Genomic DNA, 20,984 nt, shown 5'->3' on the forward strand with positions numbered 1-20,984 from the left:
TTCAGAGCGGCGGCGCGGCACCGTGGCCGCGTCCGTCCCCGGCTCCGTGCTCGGCGACCTGGAGCAGCAGTCCCGCCGCGACCCGCACGATCTCCCGTTCGGCGGGGGTCAGTGCTTCGACAAGGGCCTGGGCCAGCCAGCGGTTGCCGTCCCGCACATGCTCACGCAGGGCTTCGCGGCCGAGATCGGTGATCGCGATCCGCTGAGCCCGCCGGTCATGCTCGTCGGGGCGCCTCGCCACGCGGCCTTCCCCTTCGAGCGCGTTCAGCACCCTGGTCAGCGACTGCGGCTGGAGACCTTCGATCGCGGCGAGCGCGCTGACGGTCAGCGGCCCGCTGTGCCGCAGGTTCGCCAGCACCGAAGCGGCCAGCCTGCTCAGGCTCCGGTCTTCGCCGGGCTGCTCGGCCCGGAGACGGGACGACAACCGCGAAACGGCCCAGCGCACCGATTCGGCGGTCTGCGTGGCTTCACTCACAGTACGACGCTAACACTTGGCTCTTTTTCGAGAAACAGAGGCCATATGCGTCGATAAGCAAGCGTACGCTTCATAGATGACTCCGAGTCCGTGGCGCGTGTTCTGGGGTCTGCTGGAACACGATCTGCTCATCACCCGGAAGCAGCTCGGCGGGGTGCTGGCGCAGGTGCTCATGCAACCCCTCCTGATGCTCCTGGTGTTCGGGAAGGTCCTCGGCGCGCTCGGCTACACCCCGCCCGGCTACGCGCGGCTGCTCCTGCCCGGCCTCGTCGCGCTGAACGCCTTCTTCGCCGCCGCCCAGAACGCGTCCTTCCCGCTCGCCATGGAATTCGCCACCCGCACGATCGAGAACCGGCTGCGGGCGCCCGTACCGCTCGCCTGGATCGTCGTCGAGCGGATCTTCGCGGCGGCGTCGCGGGGGCTGGTCACGGCCGTTCTCATGGTCCCGGTCGGCGCGCTCGTCCTCGGTGAGCTGTCCTGGCGGGCCTCCGGGCTCCCGGCGGCACTGGGGTACACCGTGTTCGGCGCGCTGGCGGGCGGCGCGGCCGGGGTGACGATCGGCTCACTCGTCTCCCCCGCCCGGATCGGCATCACCTTCTCACTCGTGATGCCGCCGCTGCTGTTCACCGGCTCCGCCCAGTTCCCCTTCCCGGAACTCGCCGCGGTCCCCTGGTTCCGGGCGTTGTGCGCGCTGAACCCGATGACCTACGTCAGCGAAGGCCTGCGTGGTGCGCTGACGCCGCAGATCGCTCATCTGCCCGGGTGGCTCTGCGCGCTGGCGCTGTCCTTGGCGCTGGTCGTGTTCATTCCCGCGGGTCTCTGGGCGTTCCGCCGTCGGGCGATCACCTGACTTCGGCGTGCGCCCACCGCGGTGCCGTGGTCGGCTGGACGAAGTTTCCCGCGTGACGTTTCCGGGGAAGCCGTGTCTTACCCGGTGAGGTGAAGGGAGCTTCGGCATGACGGCGCTGCACAGGTGCGCTCGATGACGACTTCGGAGAGAACCGAACCGCTCGCGGCCGGCGAAACCGTGCTGGACGACGCGACGCTGGTCGCGCGCGCCCGCGACGGCGAGATCCGCGCGTACGAGCAGCTCGTCCTGCGGTTCCAGGGGCCGATGTACCGGCTGGCGCTGCGGATGCTCGGGAACAAAGGGGACGCCGAGGACGTCGTCCAGGAGGTGTTCCTCGTCGCCTGGCGACGGCTCGACCAGTTGCAGGAGGACGCGGCGTTCGTCGGCTGGCTCTACCGGATGACGACGAACCGGTGCCTGAACGTGATCCGCGCCAGGAAGCCGGTGGCCGACGTCGAGCTGGACCAGCAGGAGTCCGCCGGTTCGGCGGGGCGGCCGGATCGCGCGGCGGAGACGAGCGCGCAGATGACGGCATTGACCGGGGCCTTGGACGAGCTGACCGCCGAGCAACGGGCCTGCTGGCTGTTGCGCGAGGTCCACGGGCGCTCCTACGAGGAGATCGCGAAGGCGATCGGGGCGACCACCACCGCGGTGCGCGGACGCATCGCGCGAGCACGAGCACAGTTGGCGGAGGTGATGGCGCCATGGCGATGAACCACGCGACCCGCGACTACCTGCTGCCGTGCGGCCGTGATGTGGAACAGATCTGGGACCGGCTCGACGAGGTCGACGCCGGCCGGGCGGACACGCACGAACTCGACTGCCCGCACTGCCGGGCGACCCGCGAGAGCCTCCGGGTGCTGCGCGGGCTGACCAGGGAACTGGCCGAAGACGACGCCGAGCCGTCGCCGGATCTCACCAGCCGGATCATGTCCGCGATCCGCGCCGAGGTGCGGCGCCGGGACCTGGTGCCGCTGGCCAGCCCGGAACCGGGTGACGTGCAGGTGAGCGATCAGGCGGTCGCGGCGGTGCTGCGGTTCGCCGCGGACTCCGTCGACGGTGTCCGCGCGCGGCGCTGCCGGGTCCACCGGTCGGGCGAAGACACCGACGCGCTGGCCGTGGACGTGGAGCTGAGCCTGGCGATCGCGCATGATTTCGACGGTGACTCGCTGGACCTGGTCCGCGAGCGGGTCACGGCGGCGGCCGGCGCCAGGGTGGGTCTCCGGCTGGCCCGGCTCGATCTGGTGGTGGAGGACATCTATGACGCGTGAGCAGGCCCCGGCCAGACCACTGGTCGAGACGGTGATCTCCCCGCCGGTGATCGCGGCCGTCGCCGCGCACGCCGCGGCCCGGGTCCCCGGCGTGGTCCGCCTGGAACCCGGGTTGCGCGGGCTGGCAGGCTCGCTGACCCGGATCGCGCGGCAGCGCATCAAGGGCCTCGATCCGGCGCCGACGGAAGGCGTCCGCGCGTTCGTCGAGCACGATCCGCCGGACGTCCGGGTGGAGATCGACCTCTCCCTCTCCGGGCTGGACCAGGCCGCGGCGACGGCGCAGGCGGTGCAGCGTGCCGTCGGCAAGGCGGTCACCGAGGCGACCGGGCTCACCCCGTCGGCCGTCTCGGTGTCCATTTTGGACATCGAAATCCGTGGAGGACTGTTGTGACCGCACGTTCCGAACTGACCGCGTCGCTGCTGAGCAAGCTCCGTGAGGTGCCGGGGCTCCGCGCGGCGACACCGTCCACCACGGCCGCCGCCTCGGCGGTGCCCTGGGACCTCGACGTGATGGCCGTCGACATCTCCGAGAACGTCGTCGAGCTCCGCGTGGTCGCGCTGGAGGTGCCGATCCCGCCGCTCACGGAGGCCGCCGGGGCCGCCTTGCGCGCGGTGCTCACCGGAACCCCGTGGGAGAACGCGAGCCTGCGGATCGTCGTGACCGACGTGGACGCCGCCGCGCTCGTTCCCTGACACGAAGATCGCGGTGGCCACGCCCGGAAGCGTGACCACCGCGATCAGGGGGTGGGGACCTAGTTCTTGGTGGTGCCCGGGGTCAGCACCTTGTCGATGACGAAGACGGTGGCGTTCTTGGTGGGGATGTTGCCGCACAGCACCTTCGCGCCGTTGACGGTCATGTTCTCGCCCGAGCCCTCGATCTTGACCGGGCCGCCCGCGGTGTTCAGGCTCTCCACGGATTTGGCGGACTCCAGGCCCTTGGCGTCGTAACGCTTGCCGACGACGTGGTACTGCAGGATCGGGGCCAGCTGGTCCGGTTTGCCCGCCAGCTCGGTGAACTTGGCGTCACCCAGCGCCTGGAAGGCCGGGTCCGCCGGGGCGAACACGGTGATGGCCTGCTGGCTGTTGAGCGTGTCGACCAGGTTGGTGGCCTTCACCGCGGCGACCAGCTTGGTCAGCAGCGGGTTGGTCGACGCGGCGCTGGCCACCGGCTGCGGGCCCATCGAGTCCAGCGAACCGGGCTCGTTGCCCTGCGGCAGCTGCGAACAGGCCGGGCCGAACACGTCGGCGTTGGTGGTGACGCCGTCACCGGAGGCGGCGCTGGACATCGGGGCCGACATCGACGAGGACGGGGCGGGCGCGGGGGCACTGCTGGAGCTGCCGGACGAAGCGCTGTCGTTGCTGCTGCAGGCGGCCAGTGCCAGCGCGGTGACCGCGGTGAAACCGATTCCTGCGACGCGAAGCTTGCTCACGGAAAATCACTCCATTTGTTTTTCGGACTCTTACCGGGTATTCGGACCTGCCGTGAAATCGGATTGCCCCTCTTTCGAGTGACGCCGATCACCGTGCGGTGAAACTGAGGACATGCCAGCCCGTCGCACCGTCCGGAACGGTTCCCGCGCGGGCGTCGGTCTGGGTGTAGCCGGATTTGTCGACAGCCCGGACGGTGACCTGATGACTTCCGGCCGGGACTTCGAATTCGGTCCACCACATCCGCCAGGTGTTGACGCCCACCTCGCGGGAAAGCATTGCGGGCCGCCAGTTCCCGTTCGCGCCGAGCCGGACTTCGACCCGCTCGACACCGGTGTGCTGTGCCCACGCAACGCCCGAGACGCGGACCTTTCCCGCGGGCACCGTTTCGAATCCTTTCGGACTGTCGATCCTGGACTGCGTTTTGATCGGGGCCTGTTCACCCCAGCCGCGGTCGAGCCAGTACGCGCGGCGCGCTTTCCAAGTGGTGATCTCCAGGTCTTGGACCCATTTCGTCGCCGAAACATAGCCATAGAGACCCGGGATGACCATTCGCGCGGGAAAACCGTGTTCGACGGGGAGCGGTTCGCCGTTCATCCCGATCGCCAGCATCGCGCCCCGCTCCGGGTCGAGCGCGGCCACGACCGGGCTGCCCGCCGTCCAGCCGTCGACACTGGTGGAGAAGATCTGCTCCGCACCGGGCAGGACTTCGGCCTCCCGCAGCAACTCCCCGAGATCGACGCCGATGAAGTTCGCCGTGGACACGTAGGTCCCGCCGACCTCGTTGGACACACAGGTCATGGTGATGGTGCGCTCGATCAGCGGCCGGGCGCGGATGTCGGCGTAGCTGAACCGTTTTTCGTTGCGCACCATGCCATGCAGCCGAAGACTCCAGTCCTCGGCGCGGACCTGCGGCACCGACAGCGCGGTGTCGACGCGGTAGAAGTCACGGTTCGAGGTGAGGAACGTCGGCGTGCCCAGCTTGGCGAAATCCGCGTCGGCCGGGATCGGCGGCGCCGGCTTCGCGGGAACGAGCCGTCCGATCGCCGTCCGGGAAGACTCCGCGTCCCGAGTACCGGCGAGGAGCTGCCCTCCGGCGCCTGCCGCACCCGCGGCGACGACGGCACCGGCTCCGGCCAGCAGCACCGACCTGCGGGACGGGGCGGCGCCGGAAGGCTCGTCCTCGGCCCGCGACCTGGCCGAGGCCAGGCGATGCAACCAGAGGAAGACGCCGACCCCGGCGATCAGGCTGGCCAGCGGCGCGAGCAGCGCGACCGTCGAGAGGTCGGGGCGCTGCGACACGGCGAGCCCGCCCAGCAGACCGAAGGCGGCGATCAGCACGACCCCCGGAACGGGTGACCGGCGCGAGACGATCCCCGCCGCGGCGGCGGCGAGCACCAGCACGACGGCCATCCCGCCGAGCAGGACGAGCTTGTCGTAGACGCCGAACGTCCGGACCGCGAAGTCCTTCAGCTCCACCGGCGTCAGATCGATCGCCCCGTTGCCGACCGCGAGGTACGGCGAGGCGTTGGCGCTGATGAATCCGGCCACCAGATGCCCGGCCGCCAGCGCCGCGGCGAGGGCCACGACACCGATCAGCGCCGCCCCGAAGAGAGGGAGGCGTGGTTCCCGGTCGGCCCGCGAAGTCTTCATGCCAGGTATTCGGCGCGGCCGGGCATGCGGACTGGTTTTCCTTTTCCCACAAGGGAAAGGCCGATTTCACACAGGGCCTCGCCCAGTATTCGTGACGGATCCCTTCGCGGACAGGTCACGAATAGGACACGGCCCGAGGCGTAACTCGCGTGACTGGAGACCGCACTCGCGAGTTACGCCTCTGATCACGCGAGTTACGCCTGCAATCACGCGAGTCACGCCACCCACCCGAGTTGCCCTGCTCACCCCGGCTTGCATGGTCATACACACCTATGCATATACTTCCATCATGTCCAAGGTACTCACCTCTCTGCCTGTCGGCGAACGCGTCGGGATCGCCTTCTCCGGCGGCCTCGACACCTCGGTAGCGGTCGCGTGGATGCGCGAGAAGGGTGCAGTGCCGTGCACCTACACCGCTGACATCGGCCAATACGACGAACCCGACATCGCGTCCGTCCCGGGCCGGGCGAAGGCCTACGGCGCCGAGATCGCGCGCGCCGTCGACTGCAAGGCCGCGCTGGTCGAGGAAGGGCTCGCGGCGCTGGCCTGCGGCGCCTTCCACATCCGCAACGGCGGCCGCACCTACTTCAACACCACCCCGCTCGGCCGCGCGGTCACCGGCACGCTGCTGGTGCGCGCGATGCTCGAGGACGACGTCCAGATCTGGGGCGACGGGTCCACCTTCAAGGGCAACGACATCGAGCGGTTCTACCGCTACGGGCTGCTCGCGAACCCGTCCCTGCGGATCTACAAGCCGTGGCTGGACGCCGCGTTCGTCAGCGAACTCGGCGGCCGCAAGGAGATGTCCGAGTGGCTGCAGGCGCACGGCCTGCCGTACCGGGACAGCACCGAGAAGGCCTACTCCACCGACGCGAACATCTGGGGCGCGACGCACGAGGCCAAGTCGCTGGAGCACCTCGACACCGGCATCGAGATCGTGAACCCGATCATGGGCGTCCGGTTCTGGGACCCCGAGGTCGAGATCGCGCCGGAGGACGTCACGATCGGCTTCGAGCAGGGCCGCCCGGTGACGATCAACGGCAAGGAGTTCGCCACCGCGGTCGACCTGGTCCTGGAGGCCAACGCGATCGGCGGGCGGCACGGGCTCGGCATGTCCGACCAGATCGAGAACCGGATCATCGAGGCCAAGAGCCGCGGTATCTACGAGGCGCCGGGCATGGCGCTGCTGCACGCGGCGTACGAGCGGCTCGTCAACGCGATCCACAACGAGGACACCCTCGCCAGCTACCACAACGAAGGCCGTCGTCTCGGCAGGCTCATGTACGAAGGCCGCTGGCTGGACCCGCAGGCGATGATGCTGCGCGAATCGCTGCAGCGGTGGGTGGGCGCGGCCGTCACCGGCGAGGTCACCCTGCGGCTGCGGCGCGGTGAGGACTACTCGATCCTCGACACCACCGGCCCGTTCTTCAGCTACCACCCGGACAAGCTGTCCATGGAGCGCACCGAGGACTCGGCGTTCGGCCCGGTGGACCGGATCGGCCAGCTCACCATGCGGAACCTCGACATCGCGGACTCGCGCGCCAAACTCGAGCAGTACGCCGGTCTCGGCATGGTCGGCGGCGGGCACCCGACGCTGATCGGCGCCGCGCAGGCCGCGTCGACCGGTCTGATCGGGGCCATGGACGCGGGCGGCGCGCAGGCGATCGCTTCGCGCGGCAAGGCCTCGGGCGAGGACGAACTGCTGGACCACGCCGCGATCGAATCCGGCACGGACTGACCCGGACGAACGGGACGCGAAAGCGCCGGGCGCGCGGCATCGAAGCCGTTCGCCCGGCGCTGTTCTGTATCCGGTCAGCCGCCGAGCTTCGACCGCCGTTCCGTCAGCTCGTCGACCAGGCGGGTGATCTCGACCTGTCCGATCGCTTGGGCCAGCACGGCGACCGACGCGATGCTCTCGATCCGGTACTGGACCGGCACGCCGCCGGAGGCGCGCGACCGCGCTTCGGCATCCGCCTTCTTCTCCGCTTCGACGGACGAGAAGACGCTCCCGGCCCCGCCGTTGACACAGCTGATCGAAGCCGAGCCGTTCAACGGCAGGCTGGCGCTTTCCCGGCAACTGCCCGCCGCGCGGCCGCCGATGGTCACGTTCGCGGTCATCGTGGCGTTGACCTGGCCGCTGACCTTCCCGCCGCTGCTCGCCGAGGCGGAGTTGGACACGTTCGCCGTCACCGTGCAGCCCGACGAGCTGCACGCGACCGTGGCCGCGCCGTTCATGTCGAACCGCACACTGGTGTCGACGGCACCGGACAGCTTCTTGGTGTTCGTCGTCAGGTCTTCGTAGACGGCGTCGGTCTCCTGCGGCGACAAAGCGTCCACATCGGACTCACCGAGGCCGGCGCCGGACGGGATCGGCGGCCGTGACTCCGAGCCGGGCATGGACGGTATCCCGCCGGGCATCTTCACGGAGTAGCGGAGAAGGCGGTGCGGCGCCTCTTTCGAGACGTACAGGTCACCCGCCGGCGTGCTCGCCTTGAGCGCCGGGACGTCCCGGACGGTCTCGTTCTGGTCCGCGGGGATCTCGTCCGCCCGGTCCAGCGCCGCGCGCAGCCGGGCGGCGAGTTTCTCCGGGGATTCGAACTGCTGCAGAGCCGGGCCGAACAGCGCGTCCTCGCCGGTGATCCACCGGTCCTTGAGCTCGTCGGTCCCGCCCGCGTCCGCCATCGCCCCGGGCAGCATGCCGTCCGGCGCCTTGAAATAGACCTTGCCGCCGACGACCAGGATGTCGATCTTCTTGCCCCGGAAGGACATCGTGCCGGACGTCTCGCCGTGCGCGGTGGTCTTGACGTCCGTTTGGATCATCCCGCCGACTCCGGAGGTGCTGTTCCGGACGGCGGGTGCCGAGGAGAGCCCGGCGAGCGCCTGTTCGAAGGGTTCACGGTCCCCTTTCGACGGCCACAGGAGCCAGGTCGTCAAACCCGCGAGGAGCACCAGCACCAGTCCGGCGATCCCGCCGAACAGCAGCCACCGGGGTTTCCGGGCGGGCGGCCCCGGTACCGGTTGCGGGACCCAGCCCTGCGGCGGCGGCCACTGCGCGCCTCCGGGTGGGAATGATTGCTCCACGTCGCCCTCCATCACTGTTTCCATCGGACGACCTCACGCTAGGGAGGGATGATGAAAACTTGATGAAACGCGATCAGGTGCACCGGGAGGCCCCCTGCCGCGCCGGGCGGACGCGGCAGGGGAAGCCGGTTCACCCCTTGCGCGCGAACGAGATCCGGTGCAGTCCGCCGGGCTGTTCGTCGGCCAGGTACAGCTCGCCGTTCTGGTCGGTGCCGAACGTGGTGGCGTCGAGCGGGAACTCGCCGATCCGGGCGCTTTCGTAGGTGCCGTCGGTCTTCTTGCGGACGGCCCAGGCCGTCCCCTGGCAGAAGTCGGTGGCGAGGTAGGTCCCGCCCGCCAGCGCCGCGTACTTCTTGCCGCGGTAGACGTGTCCGCCGATCACCGCGCAGCCCTCCGCGCCGGAGATGTAGTGGAAGACCGGATCGGTGTAGGTCGCGCCGTCCTTGCAGCGCGTCTCGTCGAACACGACCGGCCCTTCCTTGCAGGACCAGCCGAAGTTCGCGCCGCCCTTGCCCTTGGCGAGGTGGTCGACCTCCTCGAACCGTCCCTGGCCGACGTCGCCGATCCACAGCGAACCGTCCGCCGGGTCGAAGGAGAACCGCCACGGATTGCGGAGCCCGTACGACCAGATCTCCGGACGCGCGCCCGCGACGCCGACGAACGGATTGCCCGCCGGGACGCAGTATTTCAGCGGGCGGCACGCGCGGTTGACGTCGATCCGCAGGATCTTGCCCAGCAACGTGTCCAGGCGCTGCCCACTGGCCAGCGGATCGCCGCCTCCGCCGCCGTCACCGATCCCCCAGTACAGATACCCGTCCGGGCCGAACGCCAGCTGGCCGCCGTTGTGGTTGGGGAATTCGGAATGCGGCTGGGTGATCAGCTCGGTCAGCTCGCCGGTGTCCAGCCGGACCCGGGACAGCGTCACCGCGCTGTCGGTCTTGCGGGTGTACGCGACGTAGGCCCGCCGGTCCTTGGCGATCGCCAGCCCGAGCAGCCCGCGCTCGACGTCCGCGCCGTTCACCTTGTCGCTGATGTCCAGAACCGGCTTGGCGGCGAGCCCGGTCCGGGGATGGTAGGCCCGGACGACGCCTCTCTTCTCCACGATGAGGATCCGGCCACTGCCGTCGTCGAGCGCCGTGATCGCGGTCGGATTGACCAGCCCGGACGCGACCTTGGTCGCCGTGGCGGTCAGCTCGCCGAGCGGAACACCCCGCGCTTCCAGGGTTTCCGCACTGCTCGCGACCGGGAGCAGTGCGCCCGCCAAGGCGAGCCCGGCCACCAGGGACAACCCCCGGCGGAGGTGCCGTCGCGTCATGAGGGACTCCAATCGCCAGTGAATGGTCTGGTCCAATTCAACAGCGATCGGAGGAGCGGCGGTACCTCCATCCGCAAGCTTTCCGTCGGTTTCTTTCCCCCCGAAGTGACTACGCCGAAGCGCTCGAATTTTCACGAAGCAAGCCCGGAATGGACATCATGCGCCCGCGAGTTGTCGGCGACACGCCGACGCGGCACACCACGTCCGAGTGGAATTACTCGGTCGGCGGTGTGGGATCAGGCGTTCGTGCCCTTGGCTGGAAGGTCGGAATGAAGCTTGGACCGCGAGGGTTCTCGCATCGGATGACGATCGAGCTGTGCGGGGCGGCGATGATCTGATGACCGGGGAAGACGACAGCGCCGGGGAACATACCGACGCCGGTTCGCTGCATGCCGAACTCGTCCGCCGCTACAACGACGGTGAGACGATCGAAAACCTGGCGCAACTCCACGCGCTGAGCTACCGCAAGGTCCGAACCGTCCTGCTGGCCGCCGGCGTCACGCTCCGGCCGCCGAAAATCCCGCTCCCGCCCACGCCGCCGGGGCTCGTCAACGCGTATCTGGCGGGGCGGAGCATCCGCCAACTGGCGGCCATCCACGGTATGAGCTACGACCAGACCCGCCGGATCCTGCTAGCGGAAGGTGTCGTCCTTCGCCCGCGGGGTCGGCAGTAGCCACAGGTGCCGAACGCCTGCCGAAGCCTGGTTCTCCGGGCGGGCGTCGCCATGCCCGGAGAACCAGGGTCCTACTTACAGCGCATGACGTCGACCGTCACGCAAAGTACACAATCCAAATGTAACGCTCGATCACCGTCGCACGGTTCCTCTCATCTGAAAAACAGGTATAAGGTGAGCCGGATGAGGTCACGTCTTTAAGTTCGCTAGGCACTCTTTCACATTCCGAGCGGGTTCCGGCCGACGTCTCCGAAGGGGGACTGACGGAAGAGTACCGATGCCGAGAATGGGCGTGAAAGCGCCCCATCACACTTCCACGCAGGTGACGGTAGCGACACGTCACACGAACGCCTGAACTGCGGTTTCTCTCTGCGACGATGCAAGTCGGCAAGCGTCGAATGCCACCGAAGCGATCCGCGAGCGAACAGCATCCCGCCCGGCGATACCCCCCACCTGAAACTACTCCCGAGTAGCCGCAAGCTCGGCCGAATTCGCGAAACTTCTTCAGCTCGAACGAGTGCGCGGCCTGTCCTCAATCAACCCTGAGTGGCATGACCGAAGAGCCATTCACTCTTTCTGATGACTACTCGCCAGTACGACGGTGAGTAGTCAGGAGCGATGGTCGCGGACGATCCGCAGATGCGGCGGAGGCATCGCCACGGTGTCCCCGTCACCTTTACGAGCCGCCGGGACGAGCGGTCCGTTCGCGTCCAGTTCGGCCAACAGCGCCTCTATCGCGTTCGCCTTCGCCAGCCGAGCCCGCCCGCGGTAGAGCTCCGCGGCCTCCTGCCACAGCTCCCGCGCGTCCTCGGGGTCGCCGTGCTCGCAGAGGACAGCGGCCAGCGCGGATAGCGCCCGGGCTCGCCCCGTCGCGTGCCGGGTCCTATTCGCCAAAGCAACCGCCAGATGCGCGTGCCGCAGGGCCGCCCGCGCGTCACCTTCCGCATGCCGAAGCTGAGCGAGCACCGTGTTGAGCTTCATGACCGTCGGAAGATCCTGACTCGCCTCGACCAACGCCTGCCCAGCGGCGCACTCCACAGACGCTTCGGCGAGCCTGCCGAGGCGGACCAGCAACTCACCGAGGGCGGCGTGTGCCCGCAACAGTTCAGTGGCATCGCCGACGTCGCGCCGATGCCTCAAGGCCTCCCGGTACAGAGCGAGCGCTTCCTCTTCGTGACCGCCCATCTCGAGCAGCGCGTCGGCGAAGCGGTGCTCCGCCCTGGCGCACAACACCGGCTCGCCCAGCGCACGAACGGACGGAAGCACCTTCCGGTACCTTTCGACCGCTTCAGCCGCGCGACCGGCATGGAAATGCACTCGGGCCAGGTTCAGCCTGACCGTCACCCCGCCGATCGCGATCCCATGGGAGTCGACCAGTTCGAGCGCTCGCAGCAGGCACTGCTCAGCGGCGTCGTCGGCACCGCTGAGCATGTGCACCACCGCCAGGTCGTTCAGGCACGAAGCCAATGAGCCCGTGTCGCCTTGTGCCGTCGCGGCGCGGACGGCGATGGTGAGCCCTTCGATCGCGTCGGGGTATCTCCCCTGCAAGATGAAGAACTCCGAGGCCATCGCGGGCAGGAGATACGAAATACCGTTGAGAACGCCTTCCGACGCCGCGCTGATCGCCATGATCGACGCTCGTTCCCGCAACACCCACTGCCGTGCTTCGGCGACGTTCCGGAATCCGGGCGTGGGCGCCGCCCGCACCATCGGAGGCAGGTTCAGCAGCTCTTTGTGCGGGAACTGCAAGCGATACGCGTCGATGACCACGCGCAGATAGAACTCGAACATCTTCCTCCGCGCGAGGTCCACATCGGGCAAACGCGCGGCCAGGGACGCGGCGTACAGATGCAGAAGGTCGTGCACGCGATAGCGGTCGAGGTCGGCGGGGTGCTCGATCAGGTGCGCGGCGACCAGTATGTCGAGCGAGCGCCGCACCTCCGACTCCGGGCGCCCGTCCGCCGCGGCGATCACCGCGGTGGTCATCTCGGCGCTCGGATGCAGGCCGATCAGGGCGAACACACGCTGCTCGGCAGGCTCGAGGTCGTGATACGAAAGGGCGAAGGCGGACCTCAGGCTCATCCCCGGCCAGTCGCCCTCGTCGCCGAGGTCCAGCAACAGTTCGGCGTCACGCAACTGGCTCGCCAAGGTCCGCATCCGGGTGCCTGCCCGGGAGATGGCGCGTTCGGCCACCAGGGTCAGCGCCAACGGGTTTCCCCGGCACAGCCGCACCAGCTCTTCGACGCCCTCCACGTCCTCGCGGGCCCGAGGACCGATCCGCCGGGTCAGCATGGACGACGCATACGGGTCGCCGAGAGCGCCGACCGTGATCACCGGCGGAGTCAGCTTCGCCGACAAGGACTTCAGGCGCCACCGCGAAACGATCAGCACCGTGCACGACGAGAGGACACCCAGCAGTGGCGCGACCTGATCGGAGCTACGCACGTTGTCGAGGATCACGAGCATCGAGCGCCGGGCGAGCAACGCCGACAGTTTCGCGGCGCGGGCGATCGGATTGACCACTTGGTCGACCGGGAAATCCAGCAACGACAAGAGCGTGTCGACTATTTCGCCGGCGTCGGCCTTCGCTGCTTGGCTGTCCCCGCGAAGATCCAGCATGACCGCGCCATGCCGGTACCGTCGTTCCGCACGATGGGCCCACTTGGCCGCCAAGGTCGTCTTCCCGACCCCGGGTCCTCCGGTCACCACCACCGCGGCACGTTTCGGCGCTCCGGCGGAATCGGTCGTGTAAGCGTCGAGCAGCGCGATCAGATCGGCTCTTCCCGCGACATCGTCGACGTCCGGCGGCAAATGCCGGATCACCTGCTCGTTTTGCCCGGCGGAATCGAGCGGGGCCGGTTTGCGCCGGGAAATCACCCGATCCGGCCGGATCAGCACCTTGTCGTTGACCGCCCGCAGTTCTTCCGCGGCCCTTGTCTCCCCCGCTTCACGGTAACGGGTATACGTCGCCCGAAAGAAGTCGGCGGCTTCGGCGGGTTGATCCGCTTCAGCCAGCGCTCGAATTCGCAATTTCTCGAAGCTCAGTTCCCTCGGATGCGCCTGTTCGAGTTCAGCCAGTTTCCGCACCGCGGCGTCGGCTTGTCCGATCGCCAAGTACTCCGCCACGACGAACGCATTGGCGGGGATCCACTCACTACGTTCCCATAAGGCGCGCCATCCGTCGGCACGCTCGGTCCGGAGATCGGCCAAGGCTTCGTCCCGGCACAACCGGACCGCCGAAAGCGCTTCGACCAGCGCGCGGTCGTGCTGACCGAGTCCACGGAACCGGCGGGCCCTGTCCATCATGGCCTGGAAGCCGAAGTGATCGATCAGCGCCGGCTCGATCTCCAGCAGGCAACCGCCTTTACTCACACTCACGTTCGCGGGCACGGATTTTTCGTGGAACGCCCGGCGCAGCTTGGTCGCGCTCTGGTGAAGCGTCGAGTGGGCATCCTGTGGCGCCCCCTCATGTTCTTCCCATACCCAGTCCACGACGACATCCAGTGACAATCGACGGTTCGGCGCCGTCAGCAACGCGGTCAGCACCTGCCTCGGCCGAGGACCCGCCCAGTTCACATCCACATTCCCGTGCATTAGCAAGGCCGTCTGCCCGAGAATTCCGAAAGCGATTTCCACGAGTGCGCCCCTTCCCCATGGCGAACCCGGGTTCGCCACCCCTGTCCCGCCGGATCATTTTTCCACCAGCCCGCGCATAAGGCCAGGTCATCGGGTTAATTGTCAAACTTCGGCGATCACCGTTGATCATCTGTCAATGAACTGACAACCGGCCGAAGCCGTTTTCTCCACGATCACTCCCATGCTGACTGCGGATACCGGAGTTCGAGCGAGGGGAATTTCATGACCGAGTCATCGTGGGTCCACAGTCCGGTGGCCAGTGCCGATCAGCACTGGGCGACACGCAAGGGCGGCAAATCCGTGCTGGTGATGATCCCGCACATCGTCGCCGGGAACCGGCTCCTCGATCTGCTCCCGCTCTTCGAGGCCGACCACCGTGTCCAGTCGACGTTCACCGTCCCGGAGTGGGAATCGTGGCGCGCCACTCACGACTTCGTGGAGGCCCAAGGCGGAATAGTCCTGCCTTGGGCGCAGGCCAAGCGCGAGGAATACGACCTCGTCCTCGCCGCGAGCCAGCGCGGGATCGACGAGGTCGCCGGGCCGGTGATGCTGGTCCCGCACGGTGGCGGATTCGGCCAGTACCGGCCGTGGCGGCCTCCGGGCTCCGGCCCCGGCTGGAGTCCGCAGGTCGGGCTCGACGCGGGCCAGCTGATGCGGGAAGGACGGGTGCGCGCCGACTCGATCGTGCTCGTGCACGACCGCGAATCGGAACTCCTCTCCGAGGTCTGTCCCCCTGCGGTGCCGACGGCCGTTGTCGCGGGAGACATCGCACTGGATCGGCTCGTCGCCAGCCTGCCCTTTCGCGAGCACTACCGGAGAGGTCTCGGCGTGACCGACGACCGGCGGCTGGTGGTCGTCACCTCGACCTGGTCCGAACGGTCGGCCTTCGGACGCCATCACGACCTGTTCGAACGGGTTCTCGCCGAACTTCCCCCCGAAGACTTCCGGGTGCTCGGCGTCCTTCATCCCCAGATCTGGTCGCACCACAGCCTTTGGCAGATTCGCAGCTGGCTGGCCGACAGTCTGCGGTCCGGGCTCGAGCTTTTGCGTCCCGACGGGAGCTGGCGGGCCGCGTTGATCGCCGCCGATCACGTCATCGGCGACTACGGCTCCGTGACCGGTTACGCGGCAGCCATCGGCAAGCCGGTGCTCTTGGCCGTGGACGGCACCGAGCCGTTGCTGCCGGGCACGCCCAGCGCGGTCATCGCCGAGCACGCGCCCCGCTGGATACCCGGCAGCACTCTTCTCCCCCTGCTGCGCGAGGCGGAGTCCACCGGCGTGACCGAGCGCGTCCGCGGCTTGTTGTCGTCGCGACCGGGCCGCGCCGGAGCGATCCTGCGCACCGAGATGTACCGGCTTCTCGGTTTGCCCGAACCCACCAGAGCGGTCCCGATGTCCCCCGTGCCGATGGCGGAGGTGCTGCCATGCTGGCCTCTGTAGCGCGACTGCGCGTCACTCGCTCGCCGCACGCCGATCACTACCGCGTCGACGCGGCCGGAAGCTCGTTCCTCCTGGCGGGGACCGATGGCGGGACTCGCGCTTCGCTCGTCGACGTGCGATACCACTCCGAAGCGCGTCACGTCGCGAGCGCGCGTGCCGTGATCGCGAGCGATTTCGACCGGTTACCCGGTCTCACGATCGTCGCCGTCACCTGTTCACCCGGGCACTGCGTTCTCGGCGACCGCACGGGCGACGTGGCCGTCGTCCGGTGCGTGGCCGCCGATCTGGCGGGAGCGGGAGCCTATCTCTGGCTACTCGCTCGCCGCAGGCTCCGGTCGCTGCGGTCGATCACGGCCGGCGCCCAGCATCTCCAGCCGGGACCTCGCCTCCTCGAACCGCAGGCCTCCGATCGGACGGCACAGTTCCAGCGCCTCGGTCAGCCGGGCCTCGGCGGCGCCGAAATCACCCTCGATCTCAGCGACCTCGGCGCGAGCCAGCAGCACATCGGCCTGATAGACCGCGGAACCTGACTCGTCGAGCACCGCGGCGGCGCGTTCGAGCTCGCGTTTCGCCGCGGTGATCTCGCCCGCTCGCGCGTCGATCCGCGCCAGCGACAGGGTGGCCTCGGCCTCGCCCTTCACATCGCCGATCTCCTTGAACAGCTCTTGCCCGAGGCGCAGGTGCCGGGCGGAGTCGGCGGTCCGGCCCGCCTGCAGCAACGCCTCGCCGATCCGCCGGTGCCGCTGGGCGACGCCACGGTCGATCCCGAGTTCCCCTTCGATCACGAGGCTTTCGCCGAAGAACCCGACCGCCCGCTCGAAGTCGCCACGACCTTGCGCCGCCATGCCCAGCTGATCCAGGGCCACGGACTCGTTGTGGCGGCTTCCGGCTCCCCTCGCCAGTTCCACGGCCCGTGAGCATTCGACTTCAGCGGCTTCGAACCGGCCGAGGTCCAGATGGGCACGACCCAGTTGGCATCGCAACCGAGCTTCGGCGATCGCGTCCGCACACCGGTGTGCCGCGGCGATACCGACTTCGTGCGTCCGGATCCAAAGCTGATAGTGCTTGCGGTAGAGAAAGAGCTCCCACAGGGCTTCGCACAGTTGCCACGTCAGTTCGTCGTGCCGCAGCGCGAAGGTCTCGTCGATCAGCTCGACTATGTCCGCGAGGCGTTCGTCCAACCAGGCGAGGGCTTCGGCGCCGGTGGCGAACAACGCCGGCGAATCCTCGTACCGGGCGCGCACGGTACTGACCCGCCAGCGCATCGGGATCACCACCATGTTCGCCCGCGTCATCCGGTGCAGGTACCAGTCCGCGATCCGCGGAACGACTTCGAGCCGTTCGTCGTCGGGCAACGCCCGTGCGTGCAACCGCACCAGATCGTGGAAGCGATAGCCGTCCTCGCGGATCTCCTCGATCAGGCTGGCGTCCGCCAGCTCTTGGAGTCCGTGCGCGGCCTCGGCGTCGGAAACCCGCAGCGCGGCGGCCGCCGCTCCCACTTCGACCGTCAGGCCGGGGTACTCACTGACCAGCCGGTAGAGCCTGGCCGCATGCGGCGACAACGCCGAATACGACGAATCGAAAGTGGCCGTCAACGACGCCTCCCCCACCGGCGACAGCTTCGTCAAACGCAGGCGTTCGTCACGGAGCTCCGCCACCATCCTGGCCACCGGCCACTTCGGCCGCGACGCCAACCGCGCACCGGCCACCCGGAGCGCGATCGGCAGGCGGCCGCACAGGGCCGCCAGTGTCGTCACGTCCGGAAGTTCGCCGGCGACCCTCGACTCGCCCACCGAACGCGTCAACAGCTCGACGGCGTGTTTCTCCGGCAGGGGCGCCATGTCGACGAACCGGGCGCCCTCGGCGTGCAGGCCGTCCAGCCTCAGCCGGCTGGTGACCACCACGACACAGCCCGACGAAGCCGGGATCAGCGGCCGCACCTGGGCGGCCGAGATCGCGTTGTCCACCACCAGCAGCAGTCGCATCCCCGCGGTGGTGGTCCGGAACAACGCCGCTTGTTCGGCCAGTTCGACCGGAACCCGCTCCGGAGGGACCCCGAGCGCCCGCAAGAACGCTCCGAGCGCGTCTTCGGGCGGCACGGCCGTCTCGGGCGAGAACCCGCGCAGATCCGCATACAGCTGCCCTGACGGGAAGCGGGCGGCGTTCCGGACCGCCCAGGTGACCGCGAGGGCGGTCTTGCCCACCCCGCCAGGGCCGACCACCACCGTCACCGCGGGCGACCGGTCGACCGAGTCGTCCTCCCGACCGGCCGCCGCGGAGTCGAGCGCTTCGAGTTCGGCGGTCCTGCTGGTGAAATGCGCGGGGACAGGCGGCAACTGCCGGGGAATCGGGGCGCCGTCATCTCCCATGACCGCACCCCGACCGGTGGCCATTCGAGCACGAAGTGCGCAGGCGCGATTTTTCACTTTCGAGAACAGAGTTCCACGACGAAAAAAGTCGCGGGTCACGTGCCAAAGATCGCATGCTCGTGTCTCCCCACACGGCCATATTCTTTTATCCGCGCAATTACCGGACACGGATCCTCGTCGTGCCACACTGCCACGTCCGCCCCGGGAATCCCCGAACCTCCCTGTCTACCTCGCCGAGCAGGTTCCCTCCCGGCAGGGCCAGGACATCTACCCGAAAGAACCAAGGTGGGTACCCACCCCGAACCCGTGATGCACCTGAATGCAGGAGAATCGGGATACCTCGCCACATACTGTGACCTCCGACACTCCATCCGACGGCGACCCTTCCACGCTTGCGGACAAGCGAAAAAACGAGACAACGGAAAGAAGATCCGCCGGCAAAGAAAAAGGGTACCGGAATCGATTCGGCAAGCCGCTCCCCGACCTGCCGGACAATTCCTTTTCGAGCGACTCCCCGCCGATCGCCCACGTCTCCGGCAGAGCCTGGACCGCACGTGGCGGGCCGTGGAGCCCACGCGCGGCAGGCCACCCACTCGCCCAAGATCGTTTTCCCGCCGTTCACCCTTCCCAGTGGGCAATTCGGACATCAGCCATACCCCTGAGTAGCCACTTGTGAGACCTCTGTATGCTCCGCTCTCGCTCGATGGGATTAGTTATCCCCCGATCGGGCGAGCCGTTGCGGTCGGGGCCTGTGGTCGCATGCGGCGCTGGCATTCGTGGTCCGTATCCCGATAGGAGACACATGCACGGCAGGTCAGTTCTGGTACGCGGCGGGATCGCGGTGGCCACCGCGGCCGTCGCGCTGACGATGGCCGCTCCGGCCGCCCTCGCCGACGACGGCGCGGCGCGGGGCCGGGTCGTCCAAAAAGAGGGCAACGGCGGGTTCGGCGTCAACTTCGAGAGTGGCAAGCCCGCCGACACGGTGCTGTTCACGCTGAAGCTGTCGGACGGCAGCAAGCTCAAGATGTACTGCGTGCAGGTCGAGGTCGGCATGCGCACCGATCAGGACATGATCGAGCGTCCGTGGAACAAGTACCCGGACACCCAGTCGCCGTTCAACAAGAACAGCGCGAAGCTCAACTGGGTGCTGCACCACGGCTACCCGGCGGCGTCGGTCAAGGCGCTCGAAGGCACGCTCGGCAAGGGCGACGTCAAGCTCAACGGCGGCCTCTCCGTCAAGGAGGCCATCACCGCGACGCAGGCCGCGGTGTGGCACTTCAGTGACGGCAAGGACCTCAAGCGCGCCAACCCGATTTCGGGTGGGGCGGCGGAGGACTCCGCCGACGTGCTGGCCCTTTACGACTACCTCGTCGGCAAGGACAACGTCGGCATCGGCCAGCAGCCGAAGCCGACCCTGAACATCGGCCCGGCGAAGGCCGAGGGCGCCACCGGTACCCGGATCGGCCCGTTCAGCGTCGCCACGAGCGGTGACATCACCGAGCTGACGAGCAAGCTGCCCGAGGGCGTCAAGGTCACCGACGCCGACGGCAAGGCGATCAAGGCCGCCGACGTCAAGGACGGCACCAAGGTCTACGTCGACGTCCCCAAGGACGCCAAGGACGGCTCCGGCTCGTTCTCGCTGAAGGTCAGCGGCCACCTCGACACCGGCCGCCTGTTCGTGGGCGAGAACTACGACAAGGTGCCCGCCCAGTCCCTGATCGTCGCGGAGTCCGAGAAGACCTCGGTCGTCGCGAACGCGACCGCGAGCTGGAAGCAGGGCGGCGCGCCCGTCACCGAAACCCCGGCCCCCACCACCCCCGGTGGCGCCGAATCGGGTGGCGGCGACGAGCTGGCCAACACCGGTGCTTCCGCGACCATGCCGCTGATCATCGGTGGCGCGCTCCTCGGCGCGGGTGTGCTGATGGTGCTGCTGGTGCGCCGTCGCCGTAGCGAGGCGTAAGAACCGAACGAAGAGCGGGGCCGGTCCTTTGTGGACCGGCCCCGCTTTCGCGTTCACCGGTCGTAGTGCGTGCCCGGCGTATGCCCGAAGGCGCGGCGGAAGACGTCGATGAACGCGCTGGTGGACGACCAGCCGCAGGCATGCGCCACCGCGGTCACCGGGGTGTCCTCGGCCAAGAGGACCAGAGCGCGGTAGAGCCGCAGCTGGGTGCGCCATTGCGGGAAGGTCATGCCGAGGTCGGCTTTGAAGAGCCGCGCCAGGGTGCGATCACTCGCCCCCACCAGCGCGCCGAGCGCGGCCAGCGTCCGGTTGCCGGCCGGATCTGCGCTGAGGATCTCGCACAGTGCGCGCAGCCGCGGGTCGGCGGGCGTCGGCAGGTGCAGAGGTTGCTGCGGCGAGACGCGAAGCCGATCGAGCAGGACCGCGCGCAGCCGCCGTCGTTCCGGGGTGTCGTCGTGCGGCGGATCGGTGTAGGCGCGGATGAGTTCGCGCAGGAGCGGGCCGACGGCCAGCACGCTCGGTTCGTTCAGCCGCAACGGGTTCACGGTGGCGGGCAGGCCGACGAGACGGAGTTCGAGGGCGCCGTGCGCCTGATGGGCGTGCACGGTCCCGGCGGGTACCCAGACGGCCCTCGTGGCGGGTGCGACCCAGGAGCCCCTGTCGGTGGTGATGGCCAGTACGCCGCGAGCGGCGTAGGCGACCTGGTGATCGTCGTGGCGGTGCGCGTCGATCGTCATGCCGGAGGCCAGGGACCGGACCTGGGTCGGCGCCGCGGGCAGGTGGCGGATTTCCGTCATTGATTGTCAATTTATCGGAAGCGCGACACGGACGCC

General features: G+C 68.5%; 17 protein-coding genes. 9 read left to right on the plus strand and 8 right to left on the minus strand.

The window, feature by feature from the left end; genetic code table 11:
- Position 1 precedes the first annotated feature (1 nt).
- Positions 2 to 475 carry a MarR family winged helix-turn-helix transcriptional regulator gene (locus DMH01_RS12040; protein WP_125675999.1) on the minus strand — a complete coding sequence of 158 codons (474 nt, stop codon included), beginning with the start codon at positions 473 to 475 and terminating at the stop codon, positions 2 to 4.
- Between the two features lie 76 nt (positions 476 to 551).
- Between DMH01_RS12040 and DMH01_RS12045 the strand changes: the two genes are divergently transcribed.
- The 5 genes from DMH01_RS12045 (at position 552) to DMH01_RS12065 (ending at position 3,289) form a co-directional block, all read left to right on the plus strand.
- Positions 552 to 1,325 carry an ABC transporter permease gene (locus DMH01_RS12045; protein WP_125676001.1) on the plus strand — a complete coding sequence of 258 codons (774 nt, stop codon included), beginning with the start codon at positions 552 to 554 and terminating at the stop codon, positions 1,323 to 1,325.
- A gap of 132 nt (positions 1,326 to 1,457) precedes the next feature.
- A complete protein-coding gene (locus tag DMH01_RS12050; protein WP_125676003.1) occupies positions 1,458 to 2,039 on the plus strand; it encodes an RNA polymerase sigma factor in 582 nt (193 codons plus the stop codon).
- A complete protein-coding gene (locus DMH01_RS12055) occupies positions 2,030 to 2,596 on the plus strand; it encodes an Asp23/Gls24 family envelope stress response protein (RefSeq protein WP_125676005.1) in 567 nt (188 codons plus the stop codon). Before DMH01_RS12050 ends, DMH01_RS12055 begins: the two co-directional genes overlap by 10 nt.
- Positions 2,586 to 2,987: an Asp23/Gls24 family envelope stress response protein gene (locus DMH01_RS12060; RefSeq protein WP_125676007.1), complete on the plus strand. Its 402-nt coding sequence runs from the start codon at positions 2,586 to 2,588 to the stop codon at positions 2,985 to 2,987. Before DMH01_RS12055 ends, DMH01_RS12060 begins: the two co-directional genes overlap by 11 nt.
- Positions 2,984 to 3,289, plus strand: a complete 306-nt coding sequence (locus DMH01_RS12065; RefSeq protein WP_125676010.1) for a hypothetical protein — start codon at positions 2,984 to 2,986, stop codon at positions 3,287 to 3,289. The genes DMH01_RS12060 and DMH01_RS12065 overlap by 4 nt, the downstream gene beginning before the upstream one ends.
- A 59-nt stretch (positions 3,290 to 3,348) precedes the next feature.
- Here DMH01_RS12065 and DMH01_RS12070 read toward each other — a convergent pair whose 3' ends face one another.
- Both DMH01_RS12070 and DMH01_RS12075 read right to left on the minus strand, forming a co-directional pair.
- Positions 3,349 to 4,026, minus strand: a complete 678-nt coding sequence (locus DMH01_RS12070) for a fasciclin domain-containing protein (RefSeq protein ID WP_125676012.1) — start codon at positions 4,024 to 4,026, stop codon at positions 3,349 to 3,351.
- Between the two features lie 88 nt (positions 4,027 to 4,114).
- Entirely contained in the window at positions 4,115 to 5,677 is a 1,563-nt protein-coding gene (locus tag DMH01_RS12075; protein ID WP_199745449.1) for a molybdopterin-dependent oxidoreductase, read from the minus strand.
- A gap of 289 nt (positions 5,678 to 5,966) precedes the next feature.
- Between DMH01_RS12075 and argG the strand changes: the two genes are divergently transcribed.
- Entirely contained in the window at positions 5,967 to 7,415 is a 1,449-nt protein-coding gene (gene argG, locus DMH01_RS12080) for an argininosuccinate synthase (protein WP_034321733.1), read from the plus strand.
- A gap of 74 nt (positions 7,416 to 7,489) precedes the next feature.
- Here argG and DMH01_RS12085 read toward each other — a convergent pair whose 3' ends face one another.
- The gene (locus DMH01_RS12085) at positions 7,490 to 8,758 is read right to left on the minus strand and encodes an SON protein (RefSeq protein WP_233621479.1); all 1,269 of its coding nucleotides are present in this window, start codon (positions 8,756 to 8,758) and stop codon (positions 7,490 to 7,492) included.
- Between the two features lie 130 nt (positions 8,759 to 8,888).
- Entirely contained in the window at positions 8,889 to 10,073 is a 1,185-nt protein-coding gene (locus DMH01_RS12090; protein WP_125676014.1) for a sorbosone dehydrogenase family protein, read from the minus strand.
- A gap of 337 nt (positions 10,074 to 10,410) precedes the next feature.
- Between DMH01_RS12090 and DMH01_RS12095 the strand changes: the two genes are divergently transcribed.
- Positions 10,411 to 10,746, plus strand: a complete 336-nt coding sequence (locus DMH01_RS12095; RefSeq protein ID WP_125676016.1) for a hypothetical protein — start codon at positions 10,411 to 10,413, stop codon at positions 10,744 to 10,746.
- A 609-nt stretch (positions 10,747 to 11,355) separates the two neighbouring features.
- On the opposite strand, the gene DMH01_RS12100 is transcribed toward DMH01_RS12095, so the two are convergent.
- Positions 11,356 to 14,382: a tetratricopeptide repeat protein gene (locus tag DMH01_RS12100; protein ID WP_125676018.1), complete on the minus strand. Its 3,027-nt coding sequence runs from the start codon at positions 14,380 to 14,382 to the stop codon at positions 11,356 to 11,358.
- A 222-nt stretch (positions 14,383 to 14,604) separates the two neighbouring features.
- Between DMH01_RS12100 and DMH01_RS12105 the strand changes: the two genes are divergently transcribed.
- Entirely contained in the window at positions 14,605 to 15,822 is a 1,218-nt protein-coding gene (locus DMH01_RS12105; protein ID WP_125676020.1) for a hypothetical protein, read from the plus strand.
- Between the two features lie 311 nt (positions 15,823 to 16,133).
- On the opposite strand, the gene DMH01_RS12110 is transcribed toward DMH01_RS12105, so the two are convergent.
- Positions 16,134 to 18,191, minus strand: a complete 2,058-nt coding sequence (locus tag DMH01_RS12110) for a tetratricopeptide repeat protein (protein ID WP_158633206.1) — start codon at positions 18,189 to 18,191, stop codon at positions 16,134 to 16,136.
- Between the two features lie 802 nt (positions 18,192 to 18,993).
- Here DMH01_RS12110 and DMH01_RS12115 point away from each other — a divergent pair.
- Entirely contained in the window at positions 18,994 to 20,151 is a 1,158-nt protein-coding gene (locus DMH01_RS12115; protein WP_125676024.1) for a thioester domain-containing protein, read from the plus strand.
- 53 nt (positions 20,152 to 20,204) lie between these two features.
- Here the strand turns inward: DMH01_RS12115 and DMH01_RS12120 are convergent, their stop codons facing one another.
- Entirely contained in the window at positions 20,205 to 20,948 is a 744-nt protein-coding gene (locus DMH01_RS12120; protein WP_125676026.1) for a helix-turn-helix transcriptional regulator, read from the minus strand.
- Between the last annotated feature and the right edge of the window lie 36 nt (positions 20,949 to 20,984).

This window comes from Amycolatopsis sp. WAC 04182 (assembly GCF_003947465.1).
Lineage (GTDB): Bacteria > Actinomycetota > Actinomycetes > Mycobacteriales > Pseudonocardiaceae > Amycolatopsis.